Annotated in this window: 28 protein-coding genes and 2 tRNA genes; 16 read left to right on the top strand and 14 right to left on the bottom strand. The window is 65.5% G+C overall.

Annotated elements, in window-relative coordinates:
- Positions 1 to 443 (top strand): sigma-70 family RNA polymerase sigma factor (locus tag IT540_RS17895; RefSeq protein ID WP_291180971.1); only part of this gene is annotated, 443 nt, incomplete at its 5' end.
- Between the two features lie 45 nt (positions 444 to 488).
- On the opposite strand, the gene IT540_RS17890 is transcribed toward IT540_RS17895, so the two are convergent.
- Positions 489 to 680, bottom strand: coding sequence for a hypothetical protein (locus tag IT540_RS17890; RefSeq protein ID WP_291180969.1), 192 nt, complete (start codon positions 678 to 680; stop codon positions 489 to 491).
- Between the two features lie 90 nt (positions 681 to 770).
- On the opposite strand from IT540_RS17890, the gene IT540_RS17885 reads away from it, so the two are divergent.
- From IT540_RS17885 to IT540_RS17870, 4 genes are read left to right on the top strand one after another with little or no spacing between them, the layout of a single operon-like run.
- Entirely contained in the window at positions 771 to 1,037 is a 267-nt protein-coding gene (locus tag IT540_RS17885) for a hypothetical protein (protein WP_291180967.1), read from the top strand.
- Positions 1,034 to 1,933 carry an aldose 1-epimerase family protein gene (locus IT540_RS17880; protein WP_291180965.1) on the top strand — a complete coding sequence of 300 codons (900 nt, stop codon included), beginning with the start codon at positions 1,034 to 1,036 and terminating at the stop codon, positions 1,931 to 1,933. The genes IT540_RS17885 and IT540_RS17880 overlap by 4 nt, the downstream gene beginning before the upstream one ends.
- Positions 1,934 to 1,951: 18 nt before the next feature.
- Complete coding sequence (locus IT540_RS17875) at positions 1,952 to 2,314, top strand: hypothetical protein (RefSeq protein ID WP_291180963.1); 363 nt, start codon at positions 1,952 to 1,954, stop codon at positions 2,312 to 2,314.
- Positions 2,315 to 2,317: 3 nt separating this feature from the next.
- Positions 2,318 to 2,923 (top strand): nucleoside 2-deoxyribosyltransferase, encoded by a 606-nt coding sequence (locus IT540_RS17870; RefSeq protein WP_291180961.1) that lies wholly within the window; start codon positions 2,318 to 2,320, stop codon positions 2,921 to 2,923.
- Here IT540_RS17870 and IT540_RS17865 read toward each other — a convergent pair.
- Entirely contained in the window at positions 2,920 to 4,200 is a 1,281-nt protein-coding gene (locus IT540_RS17865; RefSeq protein ID WP_291180959.1) for a nucleoside transporter C-terminal domain-containing protein, read from the bottom strand. The two genes, IT540_RS17870 and IT540_RS17865, sit on opposite strands and share 4 nt — an antisense overlap.
- A gap of 44 nt (positions 4,201 to 4,244) precedes the next feature.
- A complete protein-coding gene (locus IT540_RS17860) occupies positions 4,245 to 5,240 on the bottom strand; it encodes a zinc-dependent alcohol dehydrogenase family protein (protein ID WP_291180972.1) in 996 nt (331 codons plus the stop codon).
- A 132-nt stretch (positions 5,241 to 5,372) separates the two neighbouring features.
- Here IT540_RS17860 and IT540_RS17855 point away from each other — a divergent pair, with 132 nt between their 5' ends.
- A complete protein-coding gene (locus tag IT540_RS17855; protein ID WP_291180957.1) occupies positions 5,373 to 5,849 on the top strand; it encodes a YbhB/YbcL family Raf kinase inhibitor-like protein in 477 nt (158 codons plus the stop codon).
- Between the two features lie 16 nt (positions 5,850 to 5,865).
- Here IT540_RS17855 and IT540_RS17850 read toward each other — a convergent pair whose 3' ends face one another.
- Entirely contained in the window at positions 5,866 to 6,108 is a 243-nt protein-coding gene (locus IT540_RS17850) for a hypothetical protein (RefSeq protein WP_291180955.1), read from the bottom strand.
- Positions 6,109 to 6,438: 330 nt separating this feature from the next.
- On the opposite strand from IT540_RS17850, the gene IT540_RS17845 reads away from it, so the two are divergent.
- Positions 6,439 to 7,959 (top strand): diguanylate cyclase, encoded by a 1,521-nt coding sequence (locus tag IT540_RS17845; RefSeq protein WP_291180953.1) that lies wholly within the window; start codon positions 6,439 to 6,441, stop codon positions 7,957 to 7,959.
- Between the two features lie 18 nt (positions 7,960 to 7,977).
- Here IT540_RS17845 and IT540_RS17840 read toward each other — a convergent pair whose 3' ends face one another.
- The 3 genes from IT540_RS17840 to greA form a co-directional block, all read right to left on the bottom strand.
- Entirely contained in the window at positions 7,978 to 8,538 is a 561-nt protein-coding gene (locus IT540_RS17840) for a YSC84-related protein (RefSeq protein ID WP_291180951.1), read from the bottom strand.
- 132 nt (positions 8,539 to 8,670) lie between these two features.
- The gene (locus IT540_RS17835) at positions 8,671 to 9,153 is read right to left on the bottom strand and encodes a hypothetical protein (RefSeq protein ID WP_291180949.1); all 483 of its coding nucleotides are present in this window, start codon (positions 9,151 to 9,153) and stop codon (positions 8,671 to 8,673) included.
- 104 nt (positions 9,154 to 9,257) lie between these two features.
- Positions 9,258 to 9,725, bottom strand: coding sequence for a transcription elongation factor GreA (greA, locus tag IT540_RS17830; RefSeq protein WP_291180947.1), 468 nt, complete (start codon positions 9,723 to 9,725; stop codon positions 9,258 to 9,260).
- Positions 9,726 to 9,773: 48 nt separating this feature from the next.
- Between greA and IT540_RS17825 the strand changes: the two genes are divergently transcribed.
- From IT540_RS17825 to IT540_RS17805, 5 genes are all read left to right on the top strand, one after another.
- A complete protein-coding gene (locus IT540_RS17825; RefSeq protein WP_291180945.1) occupies positions 9,774 to 10,193 on the top strand; it encodes a secondary thiamine-phosphate synthase enzyme YjbQ in 420 nt (139 codons plus the stop codon).
- 163 nt (positions 10,194 to 10,356) lie between these two features.
- Entirely contained in the window at positions 10,357 to 10,671 is a 315-nt protein-coding gene (locus tag IT540_RS17820; RefSeq protein WP_291180943.1) for a hypothetical protein, read from the top strand.
- Between the two features lie 145 nt (positions 10,672 to 10,816).
- A complete protein-coding gene (locus IT540_RS17815) occupies positions 10,817 to 11,242 on the top strand; it encodes a ketosteroid isomerase-related protein (RefSeq protein ID WP_291180941.1) in 426 nt (141 codons plus the stop codon).
- Positions 11,243 to 11,308: 66 nt separating this feature from the next.
- Positions 11,309 to 11,899, top strand: coding sequence for a GNAT family N-acetyltransferase (locus IT540_RS17810; protein ID WP_291180939.1), 591 nt, complete (start codon positions 11,309 to 11,311; stop codon positions 11,897 to 11,899).
- On the top strand, positions 11,899 to 12,807 hold the full coding sequence (locus IT540_RS17805) for a carbon-nitrogen hydrolase family protein (RefSeq protein ID WP_291180937.1): 909 nt from the start codon (positions 11,899 to 11,901) through the stop codon (positions 12,805 to 12,807). The genes IT540_RS17810 and IT540_RS17805 overlap by 1 nt, the downstream gene beginning before the upstream one ends.
- 17 nt (positions 12,808 to 12,824) lie before the next feature.
- Here IT540_RS17805 and IT540_RS17800 read toward each other — a convergent pair whose 3' ends face one another.
- The 3 genes from IT540_RS17800 to IT540_RS17790 form a co-directional block, all read right to left on the bottom strand.
- The gene (locus IT540_RS17800; protein WP_291180935.1) at positions 12,825 to 13,019 is read right to left on the bottom strand and encodes a hypothetical protein; all 195 of its coding nucleotides are present in this window, start codon (positions 13,017 to 13,019) and stop codon (positions 12,825 to 12,827) included.
- 109 nt (positions 13,020 to 13,128) lie between these two features.
- Complete coding sequence (locus IT540_RS17795) at positions 13,129 to 13,932, bottom strand: GGDEF domain-containing protein (protein ID WP_291180933.1); 804 nt, start codon at positions 13,930 to 13,932, stop codon at positions 13,129 to 13,131.
- 183 nt (positions 13,933 to 14,115) lie between these two features.
- The gene (locus IT540_RS17790; protein WP_291180931.1) at positions 14,116 to 14,832 is read right to left on the bottom strand and encodes an SIMPL domain-containing protein; all 717 of its coding nucleotides are present in this window, start codon (positions 14,830 to 14,832) and stop codon (positions 14,116 to 14,118) included.
- 193 nt (positions 14,833 to 15,025) lie between these two features.
- On the opposite strand from IT540_RS17790, the gene IT540_RS17785 reads away from it, so the two are divergent.
- Positions 15,026 to 15,101, top strand: a tRNA-Ile gene (locus IT540_RS17785).
- 41 nt (positions 15,102 to 15,142) lie between these two features.
- Here the strand turns inward: IT540_RS17785 and IT540_RS17780 are convergent.
- From IT540_RS17780 to IT540_RS17770, 3 genes are all read right to left on the bottom strand, one after another.
- Positions 15,143 to 16,171 (bottom strand): hypothetical protein, encoded by a 1,029-nt coding sequence (locus tag IT540_RS17780; RefSeq protein WP_291180929.1) that lies wholly within the window; start codon positions 16,169 to 16,171, stop codon positions 15,143 to 15,145.
- Positions 16,172 to 16,210: 39 nt separating this feature from the next.
- Positions 16,211 to 16,996, bottom strand: a complete 786-nt coding sequence (locus IT540_RS17775; RefSeq protein WP_291180927.1) for a hypothetical protein — start codon at positions 16,994 to 16,996, stop codon at positions 16,211 to 16,213.
- A gap of 256 nt (positions 16,997 to 17,252) precedes the next feature.
- Positions 17,253 to 19,220 (bottom strand): acyltransferase family protein, encoded by a 1,968-nt coding sequence (locus IT540_RS17770; RefSeq protein ID WP_291180926.1) that lies wholly within the window; start codon positions 19,218 to 19,220, stop codon positions 17,253 to 17,255.
- A gap of 221 nt (positions 19,221 to 19,441) precedes the next feature.
- Here IT540_RS17770 and IT540_RS17765 point away from each other — a divergent pair, with 221 nt between their 5' ends.
- From IT540_RS17765 to IT540_RS17755, 3 genes are all read left to right on the top strand, one after another.
- The gene (locus tag IT540_RS17765; RefSeq protein ID WP_291180924.1) at positions 19,442 to 19,732 is read left to right on the top strand and encodes a hypothetical protein; all 291 of its coding nucleotides are present in this window, start codon (positions 19,442 to 19,444) and stop codon (positions 19,730 to 19,732) included.
- A gap of 266 nt (positions 19,733 to 19,998) precedes the next feature.
- Complete coding sequence (locus IT540_RS17760) at positions 19,999 to 20,715, top strand: hypothetical protein (RefSeq protein WP_291180922.1); 717 nt, start codon at positions 19,999 to 20,001, stop codon at positions 20,713 to 20,715.
- Positions 20,716 to 20,884: 169 nt separating this feature from the next.
- Positions 20,885 to 21,154 carry a hypothetical protein gene (locus tag IT540_RS17755; RefSeq protein ID WP_291180920.1) on the top strand — a complete coding sequence of 90 codons (270 nt, stop codon included), beginning with the start codon at positions 20,885 to 20,887 and terminating at the stop codon, positions 21,152 to 21,154.
- A gap of 127 nt (positions 21,155 to 21,281) precedes the next feature.
- On the opposite strand, the gene IT540_RS17750 is transcribed toward IT540_RS17755, so the two are convergent.
- A tRNA-Thr gene (locus IT540_RS17750) sits at positions 21,282 to 21,356 on the bottom strand.
- Positions 21,357 to 21,379: the final 23 nt, after the last annotated feature.

Raw genomic sequence — 21,379 nt, 5'->3', positions numbered from 1 at the left:
CGCGCCAGATGCTCCACGAGATCGGCCGCGAGCCGACGCCGGAGGAGCTCGCGGAGAAGCTGGCGATGCCGCTCGAAAAGGTCCGCAAGGTCCTCAAGATCGCCAAGGAGCCGATCAGCCTCGAGACGCCGATCGGCGACGAGGAGGACAGCCACCTCGGCGACTTCATCGAGGATCGCAACGCGGTTCTGCCGGATCAGGCTGCCATCGCCGCCAACCTGCGCGAGACGACGACGCGGGTGCTGGCGTCCCTTACGCCGCGCGAGGAGCGCGTTCTGCGCATGCGCTTCGGCATCGGCATGAACACCGACCACACACTTGAGGAAGTGGGACAGCAGTTCAGCGTGACGCGCGAGCGCATCCGCCAGATCGAGGCCAAGGCGCTCCGGAAGCTGAAGCACCCGAGCCGGTCGCGGAAGTTGCGGAGCTTCCTGGACAACTGATCAAGCAAAGCCCCCGAGTGATGCTCGGGGGCTATTTGTTGGAGGCTAGGCGCTCAGGCGATTGCGTCGTGCGCGCAGGCTTCGGGCGAAGCGCAGTACGGCCACGGCGGCGGTTCGCCCTTCGCGCGTATCAAGTGCCGCGTAGCGGCGGGCCTGCGCCTTCGCGTGCTCGATGACGCTCTTGTACGTCTCCTCGCGAACCTGAGTGGTCTCGGCCTGGAATCCTGTCATCTGCATCGATCGTCCTCCGCGCTGGTTGAATTGTCGTGAGATGTATACGCGGCGAGTGGCTGTGCAACGGCGCTAATGCGGCGGAAATCTTACAAAATGTTCAATTCGCTGCATATCGCTGCAACAGTCCTCACGACACCTCAACCTTGCATCTTCACTGCCTCGGCTGCCCGCTCTAGCTTCCGCTTCATGACAGAACGGCTCGACATCAAGGCGAAGGCGCCGTGGCCGGTGGGGGCGCTCAGCAATTTCGTGGCGCATGCGTCCACGTTCGATGGGGTTCGCTGCGCCGCCGACGAGTTCTGCTCGCGGCTGGAGCAGGTCAGGAGCGGCCAGATGTCGTTGAAGAGGTCCGACGGATGACTGCCGACACACGCACCATCTCAAGTCCCGGCCTCTCCGCCGAGATCAATCCGCTTGGCGCGGAGCTGTGGGCGTTGCGGGACGCACAGGGCCGCGATCTGCTGTGGAACGGCGACCCGGCGTTCTGGACGGGGCGAGCGCCGATCTTGTTTCCAATCGTTGGCAATGTCGCGGGAGACCGATATTGCGTCGATGGCAAGACCTACACGCTGCCACGGCACGGGTTTGCGCGGCGGAGGCGGTTTGTGCCAGTCGACGTGCGGCCGGACCGCGTGACGTTGCGGCTCGTGAGCGATGACGAGACGCGCGCGGTTTATCCGTTCTACTTTCAGCTCGATCTCGGCTTTGCCATCAGCGACGCGCGACTCGATGTCATCGCCGAGCTAATCAACACCGGCGACGCCCCCCTGCCCGCGAGCTTCGGGTATCATCCGGCGTTCCTTTGGTCGCTGCCCTATGGGGCCGCGCGCGCTGATCATACGATCGAATTCGAGGCCGCCGAGACGGCGCCGGTGTATCGGCCCGATGCGCAGGGGCTGCTCGTTCCGGCATCGCGGCCGCCGCAGCTCGATGGGCGGACGCTCACGCTCGACGACGCGCTGTTCGCCGACGGCGCCCTTGTCTTTACCGAGCTGGCGGGGCACGCCCTCTCTTATGGCGCCCGTGCGGGGCCGCGTATCCGCATCACCTATCCCGATACCCCGCATCTCGGGGTCTGGTCGCTCAAGGGGGCGCCGTTCGTCTGCATCGAGCCTTGGCAGGGGCACGCCGATCCGGCAGGCTTCACCGGCGAGATCTGGGACAAGCCCGGCATCGTGCGCCTCGAGCCCGGAGCGCGGCGAGTCTGGCGCATGGGTATCGAGCTTGTGGGATCGGATGCGGACAGCCAAGCATAGAGACCGTCGAGGTGCCCCATGCTGACATCGGGTTTCGAGCGCCGCCACGGCCGGTTCGCCACGCGGCCGACGTTCGCCGTGCGCATGGCACGGGCGATCGGCTTCTGGATGGCGCTGGCGGCCGGTGGATTGATCATCGGCATGATCGGCTATGCAGCGACCGAGGGCATGGGGCTTGCGGATGCGTTCGTCAACGCGGCGATGATCCTGTCCGGCATGGGGCCGGTCTCCGAGTTGCATACGACGGCGGGCAAGGTGTTCGCCGGATTGTATGCCATCTTTTCGGGGCTCATCATCGTCATCGCAACGGGATTCGTGCTGGCGCCGATCTTCCATCGCGTGCTGCATCGCTTCCACGTCGAGACGGGCCGGGACGAGTAGCGGATGGCGGTGGATCCGGAGGAGGCTCGCGGCGGTGGCCGCCCCCCTCGCGTCTATCTGGCGGGACCCGAGGTGTTCTTCGCCAACGCGCACGCGCACGGCGCGCAGAAGAAGCGCATCTGCGCCGAGCTGGGCTTCGAGGGCGTGTTCCCGCTCGACAGCGTCGTGGAGGACGCCGCATCGCTCGCGCCGGAGGCGCTGGCGCGTGCCATCAGCCACGGCAACGAGCGGCTGATGCGTAGTGCGGACCTGCTCATCGCCAACTGCACGCCGTTTCGCGGGCCGAGCATGGATGCGGGCACCGCGTTCGAGATCGGCTTCATGCGCGCGCTCGGGCGGCCGGTGCTCGGCTACAGCAACGTCGTGGGCGACTATGCGGCGCGCGTGCGGGCAACGCCCGCGGAGGCGCAGGCGCATTGGTGCCTCGAAACGCGGCGCGCCGACATCGAGGACTTCGGCCTCTCCGAAAACCTGATGATCGCCATCGCCGTGCTCGATACGGCCGGCACGTTCGTCGCGCGCGACGTGGCGCCAGAGCGCGTGCTGTCCGACCTCGCCGCCTTCCGCGCGTGCCTATCGCTTGCGCGGCGCATGCTCGGCATCCGCTAGGGCGCGGTCAGCACGCCGACGGCCGCGGCGGTCATCAGGGTGGCGAGCGTGCCGGAGACGATGGTCTTGGCGCCCAGCTCCACGATCTCGGGGCGGCGCTCGGGCACCATCGCCACCATGCCGCCGATCATGATGCCGAGGCTGCCGAAATTGGCGAAGCCGCAGAGCGCATAGGCGAGCAGCAGCCGCGACCGCTCCGATACGGCCTCGACGGGCGTCTCGGCGAGCCGCAGATAGGCGACGAACTCGTTGATAACGGTCTTGATGCCGATCAGCGATCCGGCGGTGCCGCACTCGCTCCACGGCACGCCAATGAGCCACGCGAACGGCGCGAACAGCCAGCCCATGATGCCCTCGATTGTCAGCGCCGTCCCGAGGGGTGCAGTGGCAAACGCGAGCAGCTTGTTGGCGAGCGCCACCAGCGCCACCGTGACAATCAGCATGGCGGTGATGTTGACGAGCAGCGCGATGCCTTCGCGCGTGCCCTGCGCGACGGCGTCGACGCTCGAGCGCGCGGGCTCGGCGACGATGGCAGTTGCCGCCTCCTCGGCGGGCGCTGGAGCGGCAGCGGCGCCCGGCACCATCAACGCCGCCATCATCAATGCGGCCGGCGCGCTGAGGATCGAGGCGACCATCAAGTGCCCGGCCGCGCCCGGAATGTGCGGCTCGAGGATGCTCGCATAAAGCGCCAGCACGGTGCCGGCCACGGTCGCCATGCCGACCGTCATGGTGGCGAAGAGATCGCTGCGGCTCATGGCGGCGAGGTAGGGGCGCACGAGCAGCGGGGCCTCCACCATACCGACGAAGATGTTGGCGGCGGCCGAGGTGCCGACCGGGCCGGTGACGGCGAACGCGCGCCGCAGCACCCAGCCGATGGCGGCGACGACGCGCTGCAGGACGCCCCAGTGATAGAGCAGCCGCGACAGGGCGCTGATCACGAGCACGAGCGGCAGCGCCTGCAGGGCCAGGACGAAGCTGTTCTCCGGCCGCACGGTCTCGAACGGCGCCGGCGCGCCGGCCAGGTAGCCGAAGACCAGGCGCGTGCCGGCGTTGGTGGCCTCCTGCAGGGCGGCGACAAGGCCGGCAGCCCAGTCGAACACCGCGCGTGAGGCGGGGAGGGTCAGCATGAGCGCTGCAATGACAAGCTGCAGGCCGATGCCGGCGATCACGATGCGCAGCAGACGTGGACCTGCGACAGCGCGGCGGTCCTCCGATATCGCCCAGGCCAACAGCGGCAACAGCATCAGCCCGAGCAGGCTCTGGACCTGCAGCGCCATGTGCCCCCTCCCTCGCGACGTCAAAAATCCCCAAGGACAGTAATTCAGAGTGCGTGCTCGGGAACAAGCACCAATGCGCCGGTCAAGTCGCCACGCCGCAGGCGGGCGAGGGCTTCATTGGCCTCTGCGAGCGGCATGGGCGTCGTGTGCGTCACGATCGGCACGCGGGGCGCGAGCGCGAGGAAGTCGATGGCATCCTGGCGCGTGAGGTTGGCCACCGAGCGCACGACGCGCTCACCCCACAGGAGGTCGTAAGGCATGGCCGGAACGTCACTCATGTGGATGCCGCCGAGCACGACCGTGCCGCCCTTGCGCACCGCCGCCAGCGCGAGCGGGACCAATGGACCGACGGGCGCGAAGATGAGAGCGGCGTCGAGCGCTTCCGGCGGGCGTTCCTCGGAGCCACCGGCCCAGACGCAGCCGAGCTCGCGCGCGAACATTTGTGCCTGCGTGTCGCCCGGACGGGTGAACGCGAAGGCGCGCATGCCCTCGTGTCGCGCGACCTGGGCGACGATGTGCGCCGCGGCGCCGAAGCCGTAAATGCCGAGCGTCGTGCACGGCATCGCCATGCGCAGCGCGCGGAAGCCGATGAGGCCGGCGCAGAGCAGTGGGGCCGCCTCGACGTCGCCTGGCCCGTCGGGAAGCGGGAAGCAGTAGTCGGCATCGGCGACAGCGTACTCCGCATAGCCGCCGTCGATCTGATAGCCGGTGAAGCCGGGCGCGTCGCAAAGGTTCTCGCGTCCGGCGCGGCAGTAGGGGCACGCGCCGCAGGTGTGGCCGAGCCAGGGAATGCCGACGCGATCGCCCAGCGCGAAGCGCGTGACGCCGGGGCCGAGCTTGTCGACGCGGCCGACGATCTCGTGACCGGGGATGATCGGATGCTTCGGGTGCTTGAGGTCGCCGTCGGCCACGTGCAGGTCGGTGCGGCAGACGCCGCAGGCGGAGACCTTGACGCGCACCTGGCCGGCAACCGGCTCCGGCACGGGGACATCGGCCAGCCGCAACGGCATGCCGGGCGCATCGAGGAGCATGGCTTTCATCGTCACAGTCACGCGGCGCGCTCCTTCCGGAACCGGGCAAACGCCTCTGCATTGCACAGTATGGCGCTTGCTTCGGCTTTGATCGAGATCTGCTAGGCTGCCTGCCCGTCCCGCCACTCCCGGAGAGATGTCATGACGCTCACGCTCACCTCGACGGCCTTTGCCGACGGCGCCTCCATCCCGCGCACGTACACCTGCGAGGGCGACGACATCTCGCCGCCGCTGGCCTGGAGCGGCGTGCCGTCGGGCACCAAGAGCCTCGTGCTGATCGTCGACGATCCGGATGCGCCGGACCCCGCCGCGCCGCAGCGGATCTGGGTGCACTGGGTGCTCTACAATCTGCCGCCGGATGCGGTCGGGCTCGCCGAGGGCGTGGCGGAGAGCGACCTGCCGAAGGGAACCGAGGGCGGGCTCAACGACTGGGGCCGGACAGGATACGGCGGCCCGTGCCCGCCCGTCGGCCGTCACCGCTACTTCCACAAGCTCTATGCGCTCGATGTGCGCCTCAAGGGGCTCGCGTCGCCGCGCAAGTCGCAGGTCGAGACCGCGATGGACGGGCACGTGCTCGCCCAAGCCACCCTGCTCGGCACCTACATCAAGGGCGAGTGAGCGCTACGCCGCTCGCCTACTTGGCGCCGAAGCGGCGGGCCTCCCAGCGATCCCAGCGCGCCTGCTCGGCAGGCGTGCACCAGGGATTGCCGTAGTAGCCGATGCGGCCGTTGAGGCGCGTGCAGTCCTTCAGCGGAGGCGCCTCGCGCGCGGCCTGGCTTGGAGCGGGCGGCGCGTCGCCATCGGCTTGGGCCTGCGATGAAAGCACGCATGCTGCCGCCAGCACGATGCAGGCTGCTGCTCTGATCCAAGGCGTCATGGCATCCCTCGCCGATTGCGTGCCGCGGCCTCCCGCATTGCACCATCTTGAGGCCGTGGCGCATCCCGAAATCTATCATAGTTATCACGTGCGGATCGCGTCCGGCGGCCGGGGCTTTCATCACAGTTGCACGCCTTTCCTCTCGAGATCGGCAGCGCGACGCGTTCCTCCGCGCCAGATGGAAAATCGCCCGTCGCGCAAGCGGCGAGCCCCGGTGTGGTGAACGCCTCCTTTCCCGACCCCTCCCAATTTGAGGAAGTCTGTTTCCCCTCTCTCAAGGGGTGGCTCCTACTTTCGTGCACTTCTTTCAGGAAGTACGGGGGCCTCGCAATGAGGGAAAGGGACGCGTCGAGCGGCTACACGCTGGTACGATGGGTTGGTCTGGCCATGGGCCTGCCTGCGCTCATAGCGGTGGCCTTGCTCGGCAAGGACACGCTGATGGTGGTCGAGCGCATCAACGAGGATGCGATCAAGCGCGAGACGGTGGCGCTCGAGCGCGGCCTCAAGCTGCTCGGCGAGCTCAATGCCTCCGAGGTGCTGTCCCAGGCGACGCGCAGCGAAGCCTTCCGCAACGTCGTGCTCGCCAACCGGCAGGACTGGATGCGCGCGAACTTCGGATCGGACGCGCTGTCGTCGGAAGGCGTGCAGCAGCTCGTAATCGTCGATCCCGATGGGCGCGCCGTGTTCTCAAGCGCAGACAACGCCGCGCCGCCTCCGGAGCAGGTTGCCGGGCTCCTTGCGGCCGCCGCCCGCCCGATGGAGCGGGCGCGGGAACTCTACCGGTCGGCGCGCGCGTCGGGCAAGGGGTTCGGCGCGCGCCTGCCCGGCGCGATGACCGACGGCATCTACGTCAACGACATCGTCGAGATCGACGGCTATCCGGCCATGGTCACCGTCTCGCCCTTCACGCCCAGCAGCGAAAATCAAGCAACGCCGCACGAGCCGACGCTGCTGCTCGGAGTGCAGCCGATGACCGACCGGCTGCTAGACAGGCTGGAGACGCTCTCCCATGTCGCCGGCCTCAGGCACGTCACCGATCCCGAGGCGGCCCACAAGCACCCGATCAAGGATTCCGAAGGCAGGGTCGTGACGCACGTGACGTGGGACTTCTCGCCGCCCGGCTATGCCATCCTGCGCGCCGCGCTGCCGGCGATCGCGCTCTCGCTCGGGCTCATCGCGCTGATGACGCTGCTCGCGGCCTTCACCATCCGGCGCATGACGCGGCGGCTGGCGGAAAGCGAGCAGACCGCGGTCTACGCCTCCCGCCACGACACCGCAACCGGGCTTGCCAACAGAGGCTGGTTCATGCGCGTGTTCGCGGACCTGCTGGCGCCGGACGAGGGGCGCGATGCGACCTACGTGGTGCTGCTGATCGACTGCGACTACTTCAAGTCCGTCAACGACACGCTCGGGCATGCGGCGGGTGACGCGGTGCTGTCGGCCATCGCCGAACGCCTCAAGGGCCTCGGGCGGCAGATCACCATCGCGGCCCGCCTCGGGGGCGACGAGTTCGCGGTCGTCACGACCCCGCTCGCCAGAACGGACGACGCCGCGCTCCACGTGCGCGATATCGAGGACGCGCTGACGGCGTCGGTGCTGTTCGAGGGCTACGTTGTCATGGTGAGCGTCAGCATTGGGGCCGCAGTGATCGAGACGCCCTCGACGCTGTCGATCGACACATGGCTCGCACGCGCCGATATGGCGCTCTATCGCGCCAAGCGCGACGGGCGGGGTTGCGCGCGGTTCTACGACATCACGGCGGACAGCGGGGAGCGGCCGCTGCCGCCCGGCTCGCGCACACGGAACCCGGCCGACGGGCGGCTGAAGATAACCTCGGAGCACGCGGCGTGATGCGAGGGGGCAGGCAGACTAGCGATCGATGCGCGAGATCTTCGAGCCCTCGAGCGTGAGATTGTACATCAATCCCTTCTGGTCGAGGATGAAGCCGATGACCGGCTTCTTGATCTGGTTGGTGTCGACCGCGCCGCCCACGCCGACCGTGACCAGGGTCACCGAACCGTCGACGCCCACCTTCCAGCCGTCCTTGCGCTGGAAGCTCGCGAGCGCGCTCTCGGTCATGAACAGGATGATGACGGTGCGCGCCTGCACGCCGAGCTGGAAGCCGACCGACGCAGAGATGGTGTTGTAATAGCCTTCCGTGTAGCCGCCACGGCGCAACGCACCTTCGCCGTACTCACCGCCGAAGCCCATGCCGGCCTTCACGACGGAGGGGAACACCAGCACGGCCGCGGCATCGCGCACGAGGTCGCGGCCGCCGCCGACGGTGCGATAGAACCGCCCCAGCGCCGCATCCACATCGGCATCGATCTCGTAGGCCGAGGCCGCGCTCGCCTCGCGGGCGGAGCCTCCAATGCCCACCAGAAGGGCGAATGCAAGCAGCACGTTGAGAAGAAGTGATTTCGGCGCCATTTCGACTTTCCCCCAGACCCCAGGTCTTTGCGAATCCCTCGACATCGCCATGATCAATCGAAAACCGTGGAGCCAATGTGGCACAACGGCATCAGCGTTGCTTTTCCAGCAAGGGAATGCGGCCCGGAAGGGTCAGCAGAAGATGCAGGCGCTGCACATGGTTGCAGCCTCGGAGATGTGCGCGTCAAGGATGCGCGTGTACTCGGCGAGCTTCGGCTTCTGGCTGTCGCACATGGTCTTCTTCTTGTCGGGCTCGGCGAAGGCCGTCTCCCACGCCTTGACGTACTCGGCCTTCTTGGCGCGGAAGACACCAGCGACCTTGCGCAGCGAGCGAACCTCGACGCACGGGCTCACGGCCGCCCAGGTGCGCCGCTGCAGGTTCAGCTTGCGGCCGCAAAACTCAAGCAGTGCGTCGACGGTGGCGTATTCGTCCACCCGCTCCCAGAGCTTGTCGCGCTCCGCCTTGGTGATGCTCTCGAGGCCGAGCTTGATCGGGATCAGCTCGGCTGCGCCGCCGCCGGCCCCGCGGGCGAATCCGAACGCCGTGAGGACGAGCGCAAGCGCGGCCATCCACATGCCCGTTTTCCTCGCTCCCGGCGTTTTCCAGCGCAGCATGCTTCGTCCCCGGTGCAGTTTTCCGTGTCGCATTTTGGGACTCTAAGTCTGCGCCGGGCGTTTTCGCAAGCGCTCCCGTATTCCCGCGTAGCGTCCGCAGTACGCTACTCGATCGCCACAATCTCGACCTCGCCGGCACCGGCGCGCGCCGTGTTTCCCACCGCCTTGCCGATGAGCGCACGCGCCATCGGCGAGACGTAGGACAGGGTGCCCTTGGCGGGATCCGCCTCGTCCTCGCCGACGATGCGATAGGTCTGTCGGCGACCGTCGTCGCGCACGAACGTGACGCGGGAGCCGAAGCGAACCTCGTTGGCATCCGCGGGCGGAGGCACAAGCTCGGCAGAGGCGCGCCGCGCCGTCCAGTAGCGCAGATCGCGCGCGGCGACGTTGAGGGCGGCGCGGTCGCCCGCAGCCTGCGCGTCCGCATAGGCGCGCGAAAGGCGGGCCACCTCGGCCTCGATCCCGGCAAGCCCGCTCTCCGTCACGAGGTTGCGGTGTGGCGAGACGAGCCGCTCGGGAAGCTCGTCGAAAGCTTCCAGGCCGTCCGGTTCTTTGACGAATGCTCTGCTCATAGCGCTAAATATAGCGATATTTCCGCCGAAATCACGAGGAGCACACGCATGCGCCAGGCGCAGGAGGAAATTACGGTCACGACCTCGGGCCAGGGCCTCTACGAGATCAGCGACGTCGTGCGGGCTTTCACCGAGGCGTGCGGCATGGAAACCGGCCAGCTCACCGCCTATTGCCGGCACACCTCGGCGTCGCTCGTTATCCAGGAGAACGCCGATCCCGACGTGCAGCGAGACCTGCTTGCATTCTTCCGGCGTCTCGTACCGGACGGCGATCCGCTCTTCGTGCACACGATGGAAGGGCCCGACGACATGCCGGCGCATGTGAAGAGCGCGCTCACGCAGACATCGATCACCATTCCCATCGTGCGACGCTTGCTCGCGCTCGGAACGTGGCAGGGGCTCTACCTGTTCGAGCATCGACGCAATCCGCATCTGCGCAAGATCGTTTTGCACGCACTCGGATCCTGATGTGTGTGCGCGCATCGTCGTTGTCGATCATCATCGACATGCGCGTGCACGCATGCACGCGTGAGCGTTTTGGATTTGCATTTGGAATATTGCGTGTAATGTATGCAGCCTCGGCGGGTTCACGACACTCATCCTTCATCTGCCGAGCTCGAGGAGACAATTGATGGCGAAGAACAAGGAAGCGGGTGACAATCGCCGCGTCGGTGCGGTGAGGAAGCGCTCGCAGATCAGAAACAAACTGACGGGCACCTGGACGAAACGAGACGACACGACCGGAAAGTTCCTCGACGTGAAGGATGATACGAAACCGTTCAAAGGTGTGCGCAAGAAAGGAACGAAGACCATGGCGAAGAAAGCCGCAGTGAAGAAGGTCGCCAAGAAGGCTGCCAAGAAACCGGCTGCAAAGAAGACCGCCAGGAAATCCGTGAAGCGGGTGGTTAAGAAGGCCCCCGCGCGCAAGACGGCCCGGCGGCGCTAACAAGCCCCGTCGCTCAAGGCAGCAGGAGGCGGGCCCTCGCCGCACGACGCTCTTTGTCGCGCAGGCGGCGGCCCGCCTCCCCTTTGAGAAGCACGCGGCAACCTGCTAAGGAGGCCCCCGAATCCAAGCATTGGGAGGCCCCTTCATGAGCAACGCCGAGAGCAAGACCCGTATCGAGACGGCCAAGCTGATCCGCAGCTACTACGACGCCTTCAACGGCGGCGACAGCGAGGGCATGCTCGCGCATCTCACCGACGACGTGATCCATGACGTCAACCAGGGCGAGCGCCGCGTGGGCAAGGACAAGTTCCGCGCCTTCAACGCGCGCATGACGCATCATTACAAGGAGACGCTGACGGATATCGTCGTCCTGGTCTCCAAGGACGGCACGCGAGCCGCGGCCGAGTTCAACGTCAACGGCACCTACATCAACACCGATAGCGAGCTGCCGCCGGCCAAGGGCCAGACCTATGTGCTGCCGGCCGGCACCTTCTTCGCCATCCGCGACGGCAAAATTGCGCGCGTCACCACCTACTACAACCTGACCGACTGGATCGCGCAGGTGGCGTGAGTGGTCGGCAGGCCCATCCCCTTGCCCCCTCCCCACAAGGAGCAGGGGAATCGCTGAGGAGAAGAGATGAGCATCGAGGTTCGCGCGCTGACGGGTGAGGACATCGAGGCCGTGCTGCCCGATCTGGCGCGGCTCAGGATCACCGTGTTCCGCGACTGGCCGTACCTCTACGATGGCACGCTCGCCTACGAGGAGGAGTATCTCGCCAAGTTCGCGTCGGCCAAGGGGGCCGTCTGCGTGGTCGCGCGCGACCGCGACCTCGTGGTCGGCGCCTCGACGGCAGCGCCGATGGTCGATCATGCGGACGAGTTCGGCGAGCCATTCCGCAATGCCGGCTACGACCTCGCGAAGATCTTCTATTGCGGCGAGAGCGTGCTGCTCAAGAGCCATCGCGGGCACGGCCTCGGGCACCAGTTCTTCGAGCTGCGCGAGGCGCAGGCCTACAAGCTCGGCGGCTTCACGCACTCGACGTTCTGCCGCGTCGTGCGCCCCGACGACCATCCGCTCAAGCCCAAGGACTACGTCCCGCTCGACCGCTTCTGGACCAAGCGCGGCTATGCCCCGGTGCCGGGACTGACCGCGACCTACGACTGGAAGGACATCGATCAGCCGGACGAGACCACGCATGTCATGCAGTTCTGGATGAAGGCGCTCTGATGACCGCCCCGAAGCTCCTCAAGGTCGCTGCCGCGCAGTATCCGATCGGAGAGCCCGCCTCGCTCGGCGAGTGGGAGGCGAAGATCGCCGCGTGGGTGGCAGAGGGCGCCGCGACGGGTGCCGATCTGCTCGTGTTTCCGGAATATGCCGCCATCGAGCAGGCCGCGGCCCTAGGCCCCGCAGTCTACGGCAACCTCACGACCACGCTCGAGCGCGTGGCGGAGCTGGCCGAGGCGCGCGTCGCGGTGCATGTGGCGCTGGCGGCGAAGCACGGCGTGCACATCCTGGTAGGCTCCGGACCCGCGAAGCACGACGACGGACGCTTCGTCAACGCCGCGCAGCTCGTCACGCCCAAGGGCGCCGTCGGCGTGCAGGAGAAGCTCATCATGACGCCCTTCGAGCACGACTGGGGCGTGACCGCCGGGGCGCCGCTCCACGTGTTCGAGACGGCAATCGGCAAGCTCGCGATCCTGATCTGCTACGACAGCGAGTTCCCGCTGCTCGCGCGCGCGGCGGTCGAAGCCGGCGCGGACGCGATCCTCGTGCCCTCGTGCACGGAGCGCATCTCGGGCTATCACCGCGTGCGGACGGGCGCGCGGGCGCGCGCGCTCGAGAACACCGTCGTCACCGTGCAGAGCCCGACGGTCGGGGACGCGCCGTGGTCGCCGGCGGTGGATCTCAACGTGGGTGCGGCCGGAATCTACGTGCCGCCCGAGCACGGCGTGAGCGACACCGGCATCCTGGCGGAGGGCGAGCTCAACGCGGCGCAATGGGTGTTCGCGACCGCGGATCTCGCGGCGTTGAGGCGCCTGCGCACGAGCGGCGAGATGCGGAACTTCGGCGATTGGCCGGCACAGCCGGGTGCCGAGCCGTTGCGGCATACGGTGACGATCGTCCCGCTCATCTAAGTGAGCAGGCGTGCGGCTCAGCTTCTCCGCTCCCGCCACCACTCGACCACGCCTTCCCAGAACGCCGCGAGGGCGACAAGCCCGGCGATCAGCAGCACGGCGACCACCATCTGCACGACGCCGAAGTTCGCCGCGTCCTCCGCGACGAACCAGCTCGCGATGATGGCAGCGAGGAACAAGAGCGGGCGAATGAGCCAAGACAGTATGGGCATGGGTCCAACCAGGCTTCGGGTATGGCGACAACCAGACTAGGGCATCGCCCCGCGCGGATGTTGACGCAGATCAATGGGCTAGCCTCGACACGCGCCGCGCGTATGACGCCTAGGCCGCCTCGAAGAAAATGACGCTCGATGACCTCCTGGCCTTGGCCTTGTACATGGCAAGGTCGGCGTGGTGCATGATCTCATCCGCCGTGCTGCCGTTCTCCGGGTAGAGCGCGACGCCGACGGCCACTCCGATGGCGTGGGAACGGCCGGAGACCGAGACCTGCTCGCCGAGAGCGGAGACGAAGCGCTCGCCGATCTGATTAGCGCTGTTTCGACTGTCCACATTGCACGCCAGCACGGCGAACTCGTCGCCGCCGATGCGTGCCACCATGTCCCCTTTACGGGCGACAGCGCGAAACCGCTTGGCGACGATGCGCAACAGCTCATCGCCGGCGGCGTGGCCGTGCTCGTCGTTGACACGCTTGAAGCCGTTGAGGTCGAGCAGATAGAAGGCGTGCATCCTTCCGTCCGGGGGCGGGCGACCGATTGCTGTCTCGAGCGCGGACGCGAGAGCGCGCCGGTTGGGAAGCTCCGTCAGCGGGTCTTGCATGGCCAGCGCGTGAGCGGACTGGGCTTCCAGCCTCGCGCGCATCTCGCGCTCGACGTCGAGACGCGCCTCCTTCATGCGACGGACCGCGAAGATGCCGAGGCCGATCGCCAGCAGCACCGTAAGGAGAGCGATCTCCTCGACACGCAAGCGGCGCTGGCGATCGTCGAGCTGATCCCAGAACGCGACGATGTCGTACTCCAGCGCCAGGAGAAGGCTGACGAGCATCGCCAGGCCCAGCACCATCGCGTCCTGGGCACTGGACCAGGGGTGCCGTCGGACCGCCGAGGCGAGCGATTCCGCTCTGCTCATAGCCACGCTCCATTGCCGCTCGAGGCCGAGATGTAGCCGGCAAAGGATAAATATTGTCCTACATCGGACCGTTGCCTGCCGTTTCCAAACCCTGAGGGGTGCGGCTCGGTTGCATCCCCCGGGTTTTCGGCCGGATGGCGCGCATGGAGGTGGGGACGCCCGGTGGTGCTCCCGCCCCCGTGGCTACTTCAGCTTCCACGTCACGGTGACGCGAGCTTCGAGCGTTTCCGTGCCGGCCTCGATGGGTGCTGCCTCGGCTTTGGCCATGCGCGCCGCCATGGGGCGGGGGGCGCCGTAGCCAGTCTCCTCGGCGATCGTCACCACCTCGCCCACCTCGGCGCCGGCGGCCGCGGCCAAAAGCTCGGCGCGACGGCGCGCGTTGGCCACCGCCTCCTTGCGCGCCTCGTCCTTCAGCGTCTCGGCCTTGCTCACCTCGAAGTCGAGGCCATGGACCTGGTTGGCGTCAAGCGTGATCAACTTGTCGAGCAGCCCGCCGAGGCCCTTCAGGTCACGGGCCAGGATCGAGACCTGGTTCGACACCCGATAGCCGTTGATGACAGGCGGCGTGCCGTCGCGCGGGTTTGTGTAGCGCGGCTCGACGTGGAAGTTGCTGGTCTGGATATCCTTGGCGTCGACGCCGTTCTCCTTGAGGCCGTCCACGACCTTCTTCATCAGCTCGGTGTTGGCCGAGAGGGCGGCTTCGGCCGTGTCGGCTTCCGCGGTGACGCCGGCGGAGAGGCGCGCCTGATCGGGCTCGGCGTAGGCATAGCCCGTGGCGGAAACGGTGATCAGGCGGTCCATTATCTTGTCCTCAGCGCGGATCGGGGTCGCAAAGGTGAGCAGGAGAGCCGTGGCGGCCAGGAGAGCCGCGGGCCTCGACGCTAGGATCGTCGGTCGCATTGGAATCCTCCAGTTGGTCGGCGCTCCGATAGGACACCTTCGCGGATGAAAGATGGCTGAACATCGTTAATGGCGGTGGCGCGTGCGTCTGGAACGGTGCGCGAACTCTGTTATAGAGGTCGGCTCAGCCTCCCGCGTACGACGCATGACCGGCGGCGGCCGGCCTTCGGCTTTGTGTCCGCTGCGGTCTCGGGGGCCCGTAGCTCAATGGTCAGAGCTGGCGGCTCATAACCGCCTGGTTCCAGGTTCGAGTCCTGGCGGGCCCACCAATTCGGTTTTCGAGGGCGTCGTATTCGCAGGTCGCAGCCGGTCAGCGCGTGAGGACGCTGCCGATAAGTTGATTGGTCTTTACGAACATCTCGTTGTCGATACCCAGGCGCTCGAATACTCTCTCACCCCAGTCCGATTGAAGGTTCTCAATCGTCGCGTTGATCTTCTGCGCAAGATCACGCTGCTCCGGGTTACTCGATCGGGAAAGAATGGCATGTTGCGTGAACAGCGTGTCGAGAATGTAGGCGCGGTCCACCCCCTCAAGGTTCACGAAATGCGCCATATCTGCGAATTCATTCGCATTCGGCATGACCAGAAATTCGCCAAACGCCATCGCGTCATACTCAGGTGGGGCGGTCCGATAAAGGGGCGATCCTGCCAACACGAAGATCGCCCTGTCGTGCTGGACGGCCATTTCCAGTATCTGGGCAATTGCAACGTCGAACGTCTTGCTACCCAAGATGCTGCTTGAATATCTTTTCCAACTGCCGAGCAAAAAGCCGGAAACGACAGCATCTCTGAAGTGGTGGTAGCGTGCGCCTTTTCCCTCCAGAAGCATATGTAGATAGTGGGCAAAGGCGGTAACCTGAGAGACCCCGCCATGCAGGCTTCTGGTCACGATGAATTTTGCAACGTCTCGCTCCTGGACGTAGGGCTGGCCGATGCTCCATAGCATAAAATCCAAATCCGTCATCCCGTCGGCCAAGGCGTTCGCCTGCATGCTCAAGACAAACCACTTCTCCCGGCTGTCCAGCGTGACCTGATCCTCGATCTTGTTGGCGCGACGGCTCCGATTGACGAAGCGCTCTATCGACGCGTAGGCGCTATCGAAATCGCGATGCAGGATGGCCTGGCGGATATCTACAACGCTCACCAGAGGATGGTCGTGAGGAAGCTCTTTGCAATAAACCCTCGCCTCGTCATAGGCATTCACGAATATGGAAGTCTGCGCTGCCACGGCGCTTTCCTGCTCGGTGCGCTTGAACAGCGAGCTGCGCCCTCTGATAAACGGCCAGATGCGCGTTGCGAGGGTCGCGTAGAAAAGGAAGCAAACGATTAGAGAGACCAATAACCCCGTCTCCGTACTGATGAGCGTGCCCCAGGCCTGCTAGAGGTTGCCCGCGGCCAAAGCCTCATAAACGGAGAATACCGTTCTCTTCACATCGGGATTGAAATGTCCTCCGAACAACACGTCGCCCACGACAACCGCCAGAGACGTGTTCGTGGTCGTGAGAAGCCGATAGGTGTAGATCAGCACGATTACGGCCAGGACGGCGAGACCGAACACGAAAACGAAGCGTGTTGCCGCATCAGAAGCGGTGCCCGTGGTGCGAAGCTGCCTTTCAATGGGATTCACCAGGAGATCAGCGAACCAAATGATCGTCGCGACGATACAGACCGTGATAGTTGCTTCGAAGGCACCGCCAGGCGGAAATTGAAAAACGCTATAGAGGATCAGCAATATTATGTTGATAAAAAACATCGCCGCTGCCGTTACCAAAGGCAGATACGGCGAAAATCGATAACCTACCGCTGTCTTTGCGGCAAGGTTCGGCGCCCGCTGAATATGATCTTCGGCTGCCATTAGGCCAATTTCCAGAGGCCAGTACGTAATTCTTACGATGGCCTCCTTGGCAATGGATAGCAATAATCTCAATATTTTCGATGGTTGCGACGTTGCGCCCTGAAGGGTCATTTCTCCCAATATCTGATCGTGAATCGTGCCGGTCCGCTGCCTCAAGCGCTTTGCCATAGCAAACAAGGTCACGATCGCGACGCCGATGCCGGTCCAAAGATAGAGATAACGCGTGGCAATATCCCATCCGAAGAGCAGCCATGCTGTTGCTCCCGCTACTATCGCAATAACAGCGATGCCAACGGAGAACTTTCCCAATGCGGATTGCTCCATTTGCCCCCCAAGCCGAAACAGAAAAAATATTCACGGCGATCGGCCAACGCACGGTCGGCTCAAATGAATGTCCCCCAAAATAATCTGGAAGGCTATCAAAGCGTTGTCTATCCAGCAACCTCGTTCTAGAGCCATGTCCTTTGTTGCAAAGTCTTCTACGGGACATGCAAGTGAGCGTCGTCGAGCTGCCTACTAGGCGGACCTTTGAAATGAACGCCGGTGATCGGCCGACGGCTTCAACTTAGCGGACGACGTGCGTGTGGTCCTGGCGCGTCAGGTGCTGGAGGAAGTGCGGGTAGAGATAGTGCTGCCCGGCCATCGAGAAGTGATCAGTGTCCATGAAGAGGCTGGCGCCCTGTTCGCGCACGAGGCACATGCCGTCCGTGCAGAGATCCCGATAGGGTGCCCAGGTCGTGAGCCCTGAGCGGCTCGGGAAAAGTCGCTCGAGATTGCGCTCGGCCGCCTCGAGAGCGGCGATGTCGACCGGAAGCGATTGCGTGGACGCACACGGCGCGACGAGCGACAGGCACGCGTGCGGATCGTAGCGGTAGGCCGGAGACGGTCCCTGGATCACAACCTGCGCGCCGGGATGATCGAGACGAGCCAGAAGCCGCGAGACGAGCCTTCCGGCGATACCCTGCGGATCCTCCAGCCCGCGGAAGGCAATATAGACGAGCGTGATCTGATCCTTGCGGCCCGCGAGGCTTTGCAGCACATGGTCGAAGCTGCGCGTGCATCGCGCCTCGTTGTCGGGCGAGCAATTCGCGATGTGGTAGAGGGCCAGGTTGGCGTCGTGCTCGAGTGCGTAGCGGCGCAGCAACGTGCCGGCGGATTGAATGTAGCTGTTGCCGATGCCGACGATCCAGCGTGCGCCATCGCTGTGCGCCGCCACCGCTTCCTGAACGTCCGTGCCGGGCACCGAGCGCCGGAACAACTCACCCGCCGCGAACTGGGCCGCGTGCCGGAACTCGTTCCGCGCGCCGTCGATCTCGGTCCACCAGTAGTTGTGATAGCCGTCGACGTGGGCGACGAGGGGTGGGTTGGCGTACCATGGCAAGCTCGGGATGGTGCTCCGGCGCCGCTCTCCCACATAGGCCAGCGCGACCACAGCAAGGCAGGCGAGCACGGCGCGTCCGGGCCGGGCGGCGTGCATGAGGCGATACTCGACGCTCCACGAGAGCAGAAACCCCGTCGTCAGGCTCAGGACGACGAGCATGACATCGTAGATGACCCCTTCGGCGAGCAGGAGACGCCCGAGCACGGCCACCGGCCAGTGCGTGAGATAGATCGAATAGGAGGCAGAGCCGACGGACTGGAACGCCGAGTTCGTGAGCATACGCCCCGTCAGGCTGCGATCCGAGGGTGCGACGTAGAGCAGGCCAGCGGCAAGGAATGAGGCAAGCACCGATCCTGCGGCTGGCAGGAGCAAAGTCGGAGGCAGGAGCGCGAGCACCATGATACCGGCGAGAAGCACCAAAGAGAGAGGGCTGTCGTCTCGGCCCGTGCCTTTGCGGCGCGTGGCGAGAAAGGCGAGGATCCCGAGCGCGAACTGCCAGAAGCGCGACAACGGCCCGTAGAACGCGCGCGTGGCGTCGGACGTGAGAAAGAGCCACAGGGAGGCGGCAAGGACGAGAACGAGGATGGCGAGGCCGCTTGGCGCCGTCAGCGGGCGCCGGATGAGAGCGGCGATGAGGAAAGGCAGTGGGAAAAGCGCGTAGAACTGCCACTCAACGCCGAGCGACCACGTGTGCAGGAAGGGATTTCGGGACAGGTCGTCGAGCCAATAGTTGGTGCCCATGTACGCGAAGTAGAGGTTGGACTTCTGCATCACGGCCGAGAGCCCGGCGAGAAACGCCAGGAACTTGTTCTCGGTGGGCGGCAGGATCGCGTCCGCGAGCACGAGTGTGACGAGGACCATCACGAACAACGCCGGCGCAAGGCGCAGCACGCGGCGCTGGAAGAAGTCGATGGCGGTCGAGAGCCGAGGGGCGCGCGTGAACTTCTCGAGATAGGCCATCGCGATGACGTATCCGGAGATGACGAAGAAGACATCGACGCCGATGTAGCCGCCGCCACACCAGCCTCCGATGTGGAAGAACAGCACCGCCAGGACGGCGACGGCGCGCAGTCCTTGGATGTCCAGCCGCCGCGCCGGCCGGCTGCGAACGGCGATCTGCTCGGGCGGGGCGCTAAGCGGAGCGGTCGGCATAGAACTCAAGGCTGCGGAAGGAGAGCTGGGGACGCGTCCGCCTTGGCGCCCCCTGGAAGCGTGGCGGACGAGTATCCGAGCAATGGGCGCGAGACTCAACCGGTAGCGCGTGCCCCCTCGCCGGCGGAGTGTTGCTGTGGATGGCCGGCATTCGTTCCGCCCATCCGCGCGCGAATGCGGTTAACCTTTGCGTCGTGGTCATTTGCGGCGGAGGCATCCCGATGCTCGACACGCGCCCCTCTGACGACCTCGCGCTCCGGTGCGAAGCGCTGTTCGACCGCATCGCGGCGACACCGATCGGACCAAACGACCACGCGCTGCGCGTGGCACTCGCCGAGTGCGATACCATGGAGCGCGCGGTCGCGGATCCCCTGACCATCGTCAGGCTGCGCGACGTGCGCCACTGGCTGCGGCTTGCTTACGGCCGCACGCTGCACGGCTACCCACCCGACCACTTGCGCCACTCGCTGCTCCGGGCGCTTACGGACCTCGGGGCCGCGCAGCGAAAGTGACGGCTGGGCCAGGACAAGAACTCCCGCCCTTTCAATCCATTGATCCGTTGGCTGCGCTATGTCGTCGTGGAAGCTCCGTGGGCTGCTCTCCGGGAGCCTTTCCCGCTCGGCCCGGAAATTAAGACGGCCGAAACCGCTTCCGTGACATTCGGTCTCAACGGGGTGAACTTTCCGCCTCTCAGATCTCATTTATTTCCCAAAACAATCGTGCTAGCGGAATTCCTTTCTGGGCGAGTCGGCCCGCAACTCCAACGTCGAGACATCCTTTGACAGCCCACGCCGAACGCGAGGCCGCGCCTTTTGTACCCGAGCAGGCCGACGCAAACGTACGCACGGTCTGGTACGCCGCCGATGACAGCCGGCGGGACGCTTTCGCGCTGCGCTACCGCGGCTATGTGCATGCGGGCCTCATCTCGCCTTCGCCCTTCGGCATCTATACCGACGCTTACGACGACCTGCCGACGACCGTCGTTGCAGCCCTCTTCCGCCGCGGCGCATGCATCGCCACCCTGCGGCTCAGCTTCTATGCGCCGGGAATGGCCGCTCCAACGCTGCCGTGCGAGAAAGTCTACCCCGAGGTTGCGGACATCAAGGCCAAGGCGGAAGGTCCCGTGGTCGAGCTGTCACGCCTCGCCATCGACCCCGACATCACGAACACGCGCTACCGCGCCCGCCTCTACGCCGCCGCTATCCGCGCCGGCGTGTCGGCCTGCCTGGCCATGGATGCGAAGCACCTGCTGGTTGCCACGCAGACCAAGTGGCGGCGCTTTTACGAGCATGTGCTGAACTTCGAGGTCGCGGGGCCGGCCCAGCTCTACCCGCCCGGCGACGTTCCCGTCGTGCTGCTCGCGCGTGCGCTCGACGCTGACCTCAAGCGGCGCATCGCAAACAACATGTTCTTCAAGATCGATGCGGCGGAGCTTGAGGATCTGAAAATCCGCCTGCCGCAGTTGGTGCGCCTGGACCAGCCGGCGGCCGGCTGATCCTCCCGGGACACGCCGCCCGGGTTGCATGATCACCTAACCCGGCGCGGTCGCTGCATCGTCTTTCGTGGAAATTTTCGACTTTTTCTCAGCCCGTTCCGCGCGGAACAGCGGAGCCGCGGCTTCTGGCGCACATTGCCTCCATCAACCCCTGGCGATGGAGAGAGCCATGACCAAGTTCCGCACCATTCTCGCAGCCGCTATCACCCTCGGCACCCTCACCGCCTCCGGCCAAGCAGGCGCCGTCAGCCTCGCCGTCAAGATGGCCTGCGCCACCGACTACTACGCCCACTGCAGCCAGCACGATCCCAACAGCCCCGGCGTCCGCAAGTGCATGCGCGCCGTCGGCAAGAACCTCTCCTCGCGTTGCATCAACGCCCTCGTCGCCGCCGGCGAGGTTCCCAAGTCGGTCATCGAGAAGAAGGTCGCCTCCCGCTGAGACCAGGCGCCAGCCAACAGTTCAACGGCCCGATCCGTCGGGCATCCGAAAGCCGGGGCGCCTCTCCACGCCCCGGCTTTCCATTGCCAGGGCGGCCCGTCTAAAGGATTGAATCTATCGGAAATTCTGGTGCTGCCGGCGAGGATTGAACTTGCGACCTCTCCCTTACCAAGGGAGTGCTCTACCACTGAGCTACGGCAGCTTACCAAAGAATATCGCTTTGAT

It is taken from the genome of Hyphomicrobium sp., assembly GCF_020852195.1.
In the GTDB taxonomy this organism is placed as follows: domain Bacteria; phylum Pseudomonadota; class Alphaproteobacteria; order Rhizobiales; family Hyphomicrobiaceae; genus Hyphomicrobium_C.
Note: the sequence above shows the minus strand (reverse complement) of the source record. Positions and strands in the feature narration are given on the sequence as shown.

What these genes read in the sequence shown, in the direction of transcription:
- IT540_RS17890 (WP_291180969.1), bottom strand. Translation starts at nt 680, where the DNA reads ATGCAGATGACAGGATTCCAGGCCGAGACCACTCAGGTTCGCGAGGAG.
- IT540_RS17885 (WP_291180967.1), top strand. Translation starts at nt 771, where the DNA reads ATGTTCAATTCGCTGCATATCGCTGCAACAGTCCTCACGACACCTCAA.
- IT540_RS17880 (WP_291180965.1), top strand. Translation starts at nt 1,034, where the DNA reads ATGACTGCCGACACACGCACCATCTCAAGTCCCGGCCTCTCCGCCGAG.
- IT540_RS17875 (WP_291180963.1), top strand. Translation starts at nt 1,952, where the DNA reads ATGCTGACATCGGGTTTCGAGCGCCGCCACGGCCGGTTCGCCACGCGG.
- IT540_RS17870 (WP_291180961.1), top strand. Translation starts at nt 2,318, where the DNA reads ATGGCGGTGGATCCGGAGGAGGCTCGCGGCGGTGGCCGCCCCCCTCGC.
- IT540_RS17865 (WP_291180959.1), bottom strand. Translation starts at nt 4,200, where the DNA reads ATGGCGCTGCAGGTCCAGAGCCTGCTCGGGCTGATGCTGTTGCCGCTG.
- IT540_RS17860 (WP_291180972.1), bottom strand. Translation starts at nt 5,240, where the DNA reads ATGAAAGCCATGCTCCTCGATGCGCCCGGCATGCCGTTGCGGCTGGCC.
- IT540_RS17855 (WP_291180957.1), top strand. Translation starts at nt 5,373, where the DNA reads ATGACGCTCACGCTCACCTCGACGGCCTTTGCCGACGGCGCCTCCATC.
- IT540_RS17850 (WP_291180955.1), bottom strand. Translation starts at nt 6,108, where the DNA reads ATGACGCCTTGGATCAGAGCAGCAGCCTGCATCGTGCTGGCGGCAGCA.
- IT540_RS17845 (WP_291180953.1), top strand. Translation starts at nt 6,439, where the DNA reads ATGAGGGAAAGGGACGCGTCGAGCGGCTACACGCTGGTACGATGGGTT.
- IT540_RS17840 (WP_291180951.1), bottom strand. Translation starts at nt 8,538, where the DNA reads ATGGCGCCGAAATCACTTCTTCTCAACGTGCTGCTTGCATTCGCCCTT.
- IT540_RS17835 (WP_291180949.1), bottom strand. Translation starts at nt 9,153, where the DNA reads ATGCTGCGCTGGAAAACGCCGGGAGCGAGGAAAACGGGCATGTGGATG.
- greA (WP_291180947.1), bottom strand. Translation starts at nt 9,725, where the DNA reads ATGAGCAGAGCATTCGTCAAAGAACCGGACGGCCTGGAAGCTTTCGAC.
- IT540_RS17825 (WP_291180945.1), top strand. Translation starts at nt 9,774, where the DNA reads ATGCGCCAGGCGCAGGAGGAAATTACGGTCACGACCTCGGGCCAGGGC.
- IT540_RS17820 (WP_291180943.1), top strand. Translation starts at nt 10,357, where the DNA reads ATGGCGAAGAACAAGGAAGCGGGTGACAATCGCCGCGTCGGTGCGGTG.
- IT540_RS17815 (WP_291180941.1), top strand. Translation starts at nt 10,817, where the DNA reads ATGAGCAACGCCGAGAGCAAGACCCGTATCGAGACGGCCAAGCTGATC.
- IT540_RS17810 (WP_291180939.1), top strand. Translation starts at nt 11,309, where the DNA reads ATGAGCATCGAGGTTCGCGCGCTGACGGGTGAGGACATCGAGGCCGTG.
- IT540_RS17805 (WP_291180937.1), top strand. Translation starts at nt 11,899, where the DNA reads ATGACCGCCCCGAAGCTCCTCAAGGTCGCTGCCGCGCAGTATCCGATC.
- IT540_RS17800 (WP_291180935.1), bottom strand. Translation starts at nt 13,019, where the DNA reads ATGCCCATACTGTCTTGGCTCATTCGCCCGCTCTTGTTCCTCGCTGCC.
- IT540_RS17795 (WP_291180933.1), bottom strand. Translation starts at nt 13,932, where the DNA reads ATGAGCAGAGCGGAATCGCTCGCCTCGGCGGTCCGACGGCACCCCTGG.
- IT540_RS17790 (WP_291180931.1), bottom strand. Translation starts at nt 14,832, where the DNA reads ATGCGACCGACGATCCTAGCGTCGAGGCCCGCGGCTCTCCTGGCCGCC.
- IT540_RS17770 (WP_291180926.1), bottom strand. Translation starts at nt 19,220, where the DNA reads ATGCCGACCGCTCCGCTTAGCGCCCCGCCCGAGCAGATCGCCGTTCGC.
- IT540_RS17765 (WP_291180924.1), top strand. Translation starts at nt 19,442, where the DNA reads ATGCTCGACACGCGCCCCTCTGACGACCTCGCGCTCCGGTGCGAAGCG.
- IT540_RS17755 (WP_291180920.1), top strand. Translation starts at nt 20,885, where the DNA reads ATGACCAAGTTCCGCACCATTCTCGCAGCCGCTATCACCCTCGGCACC.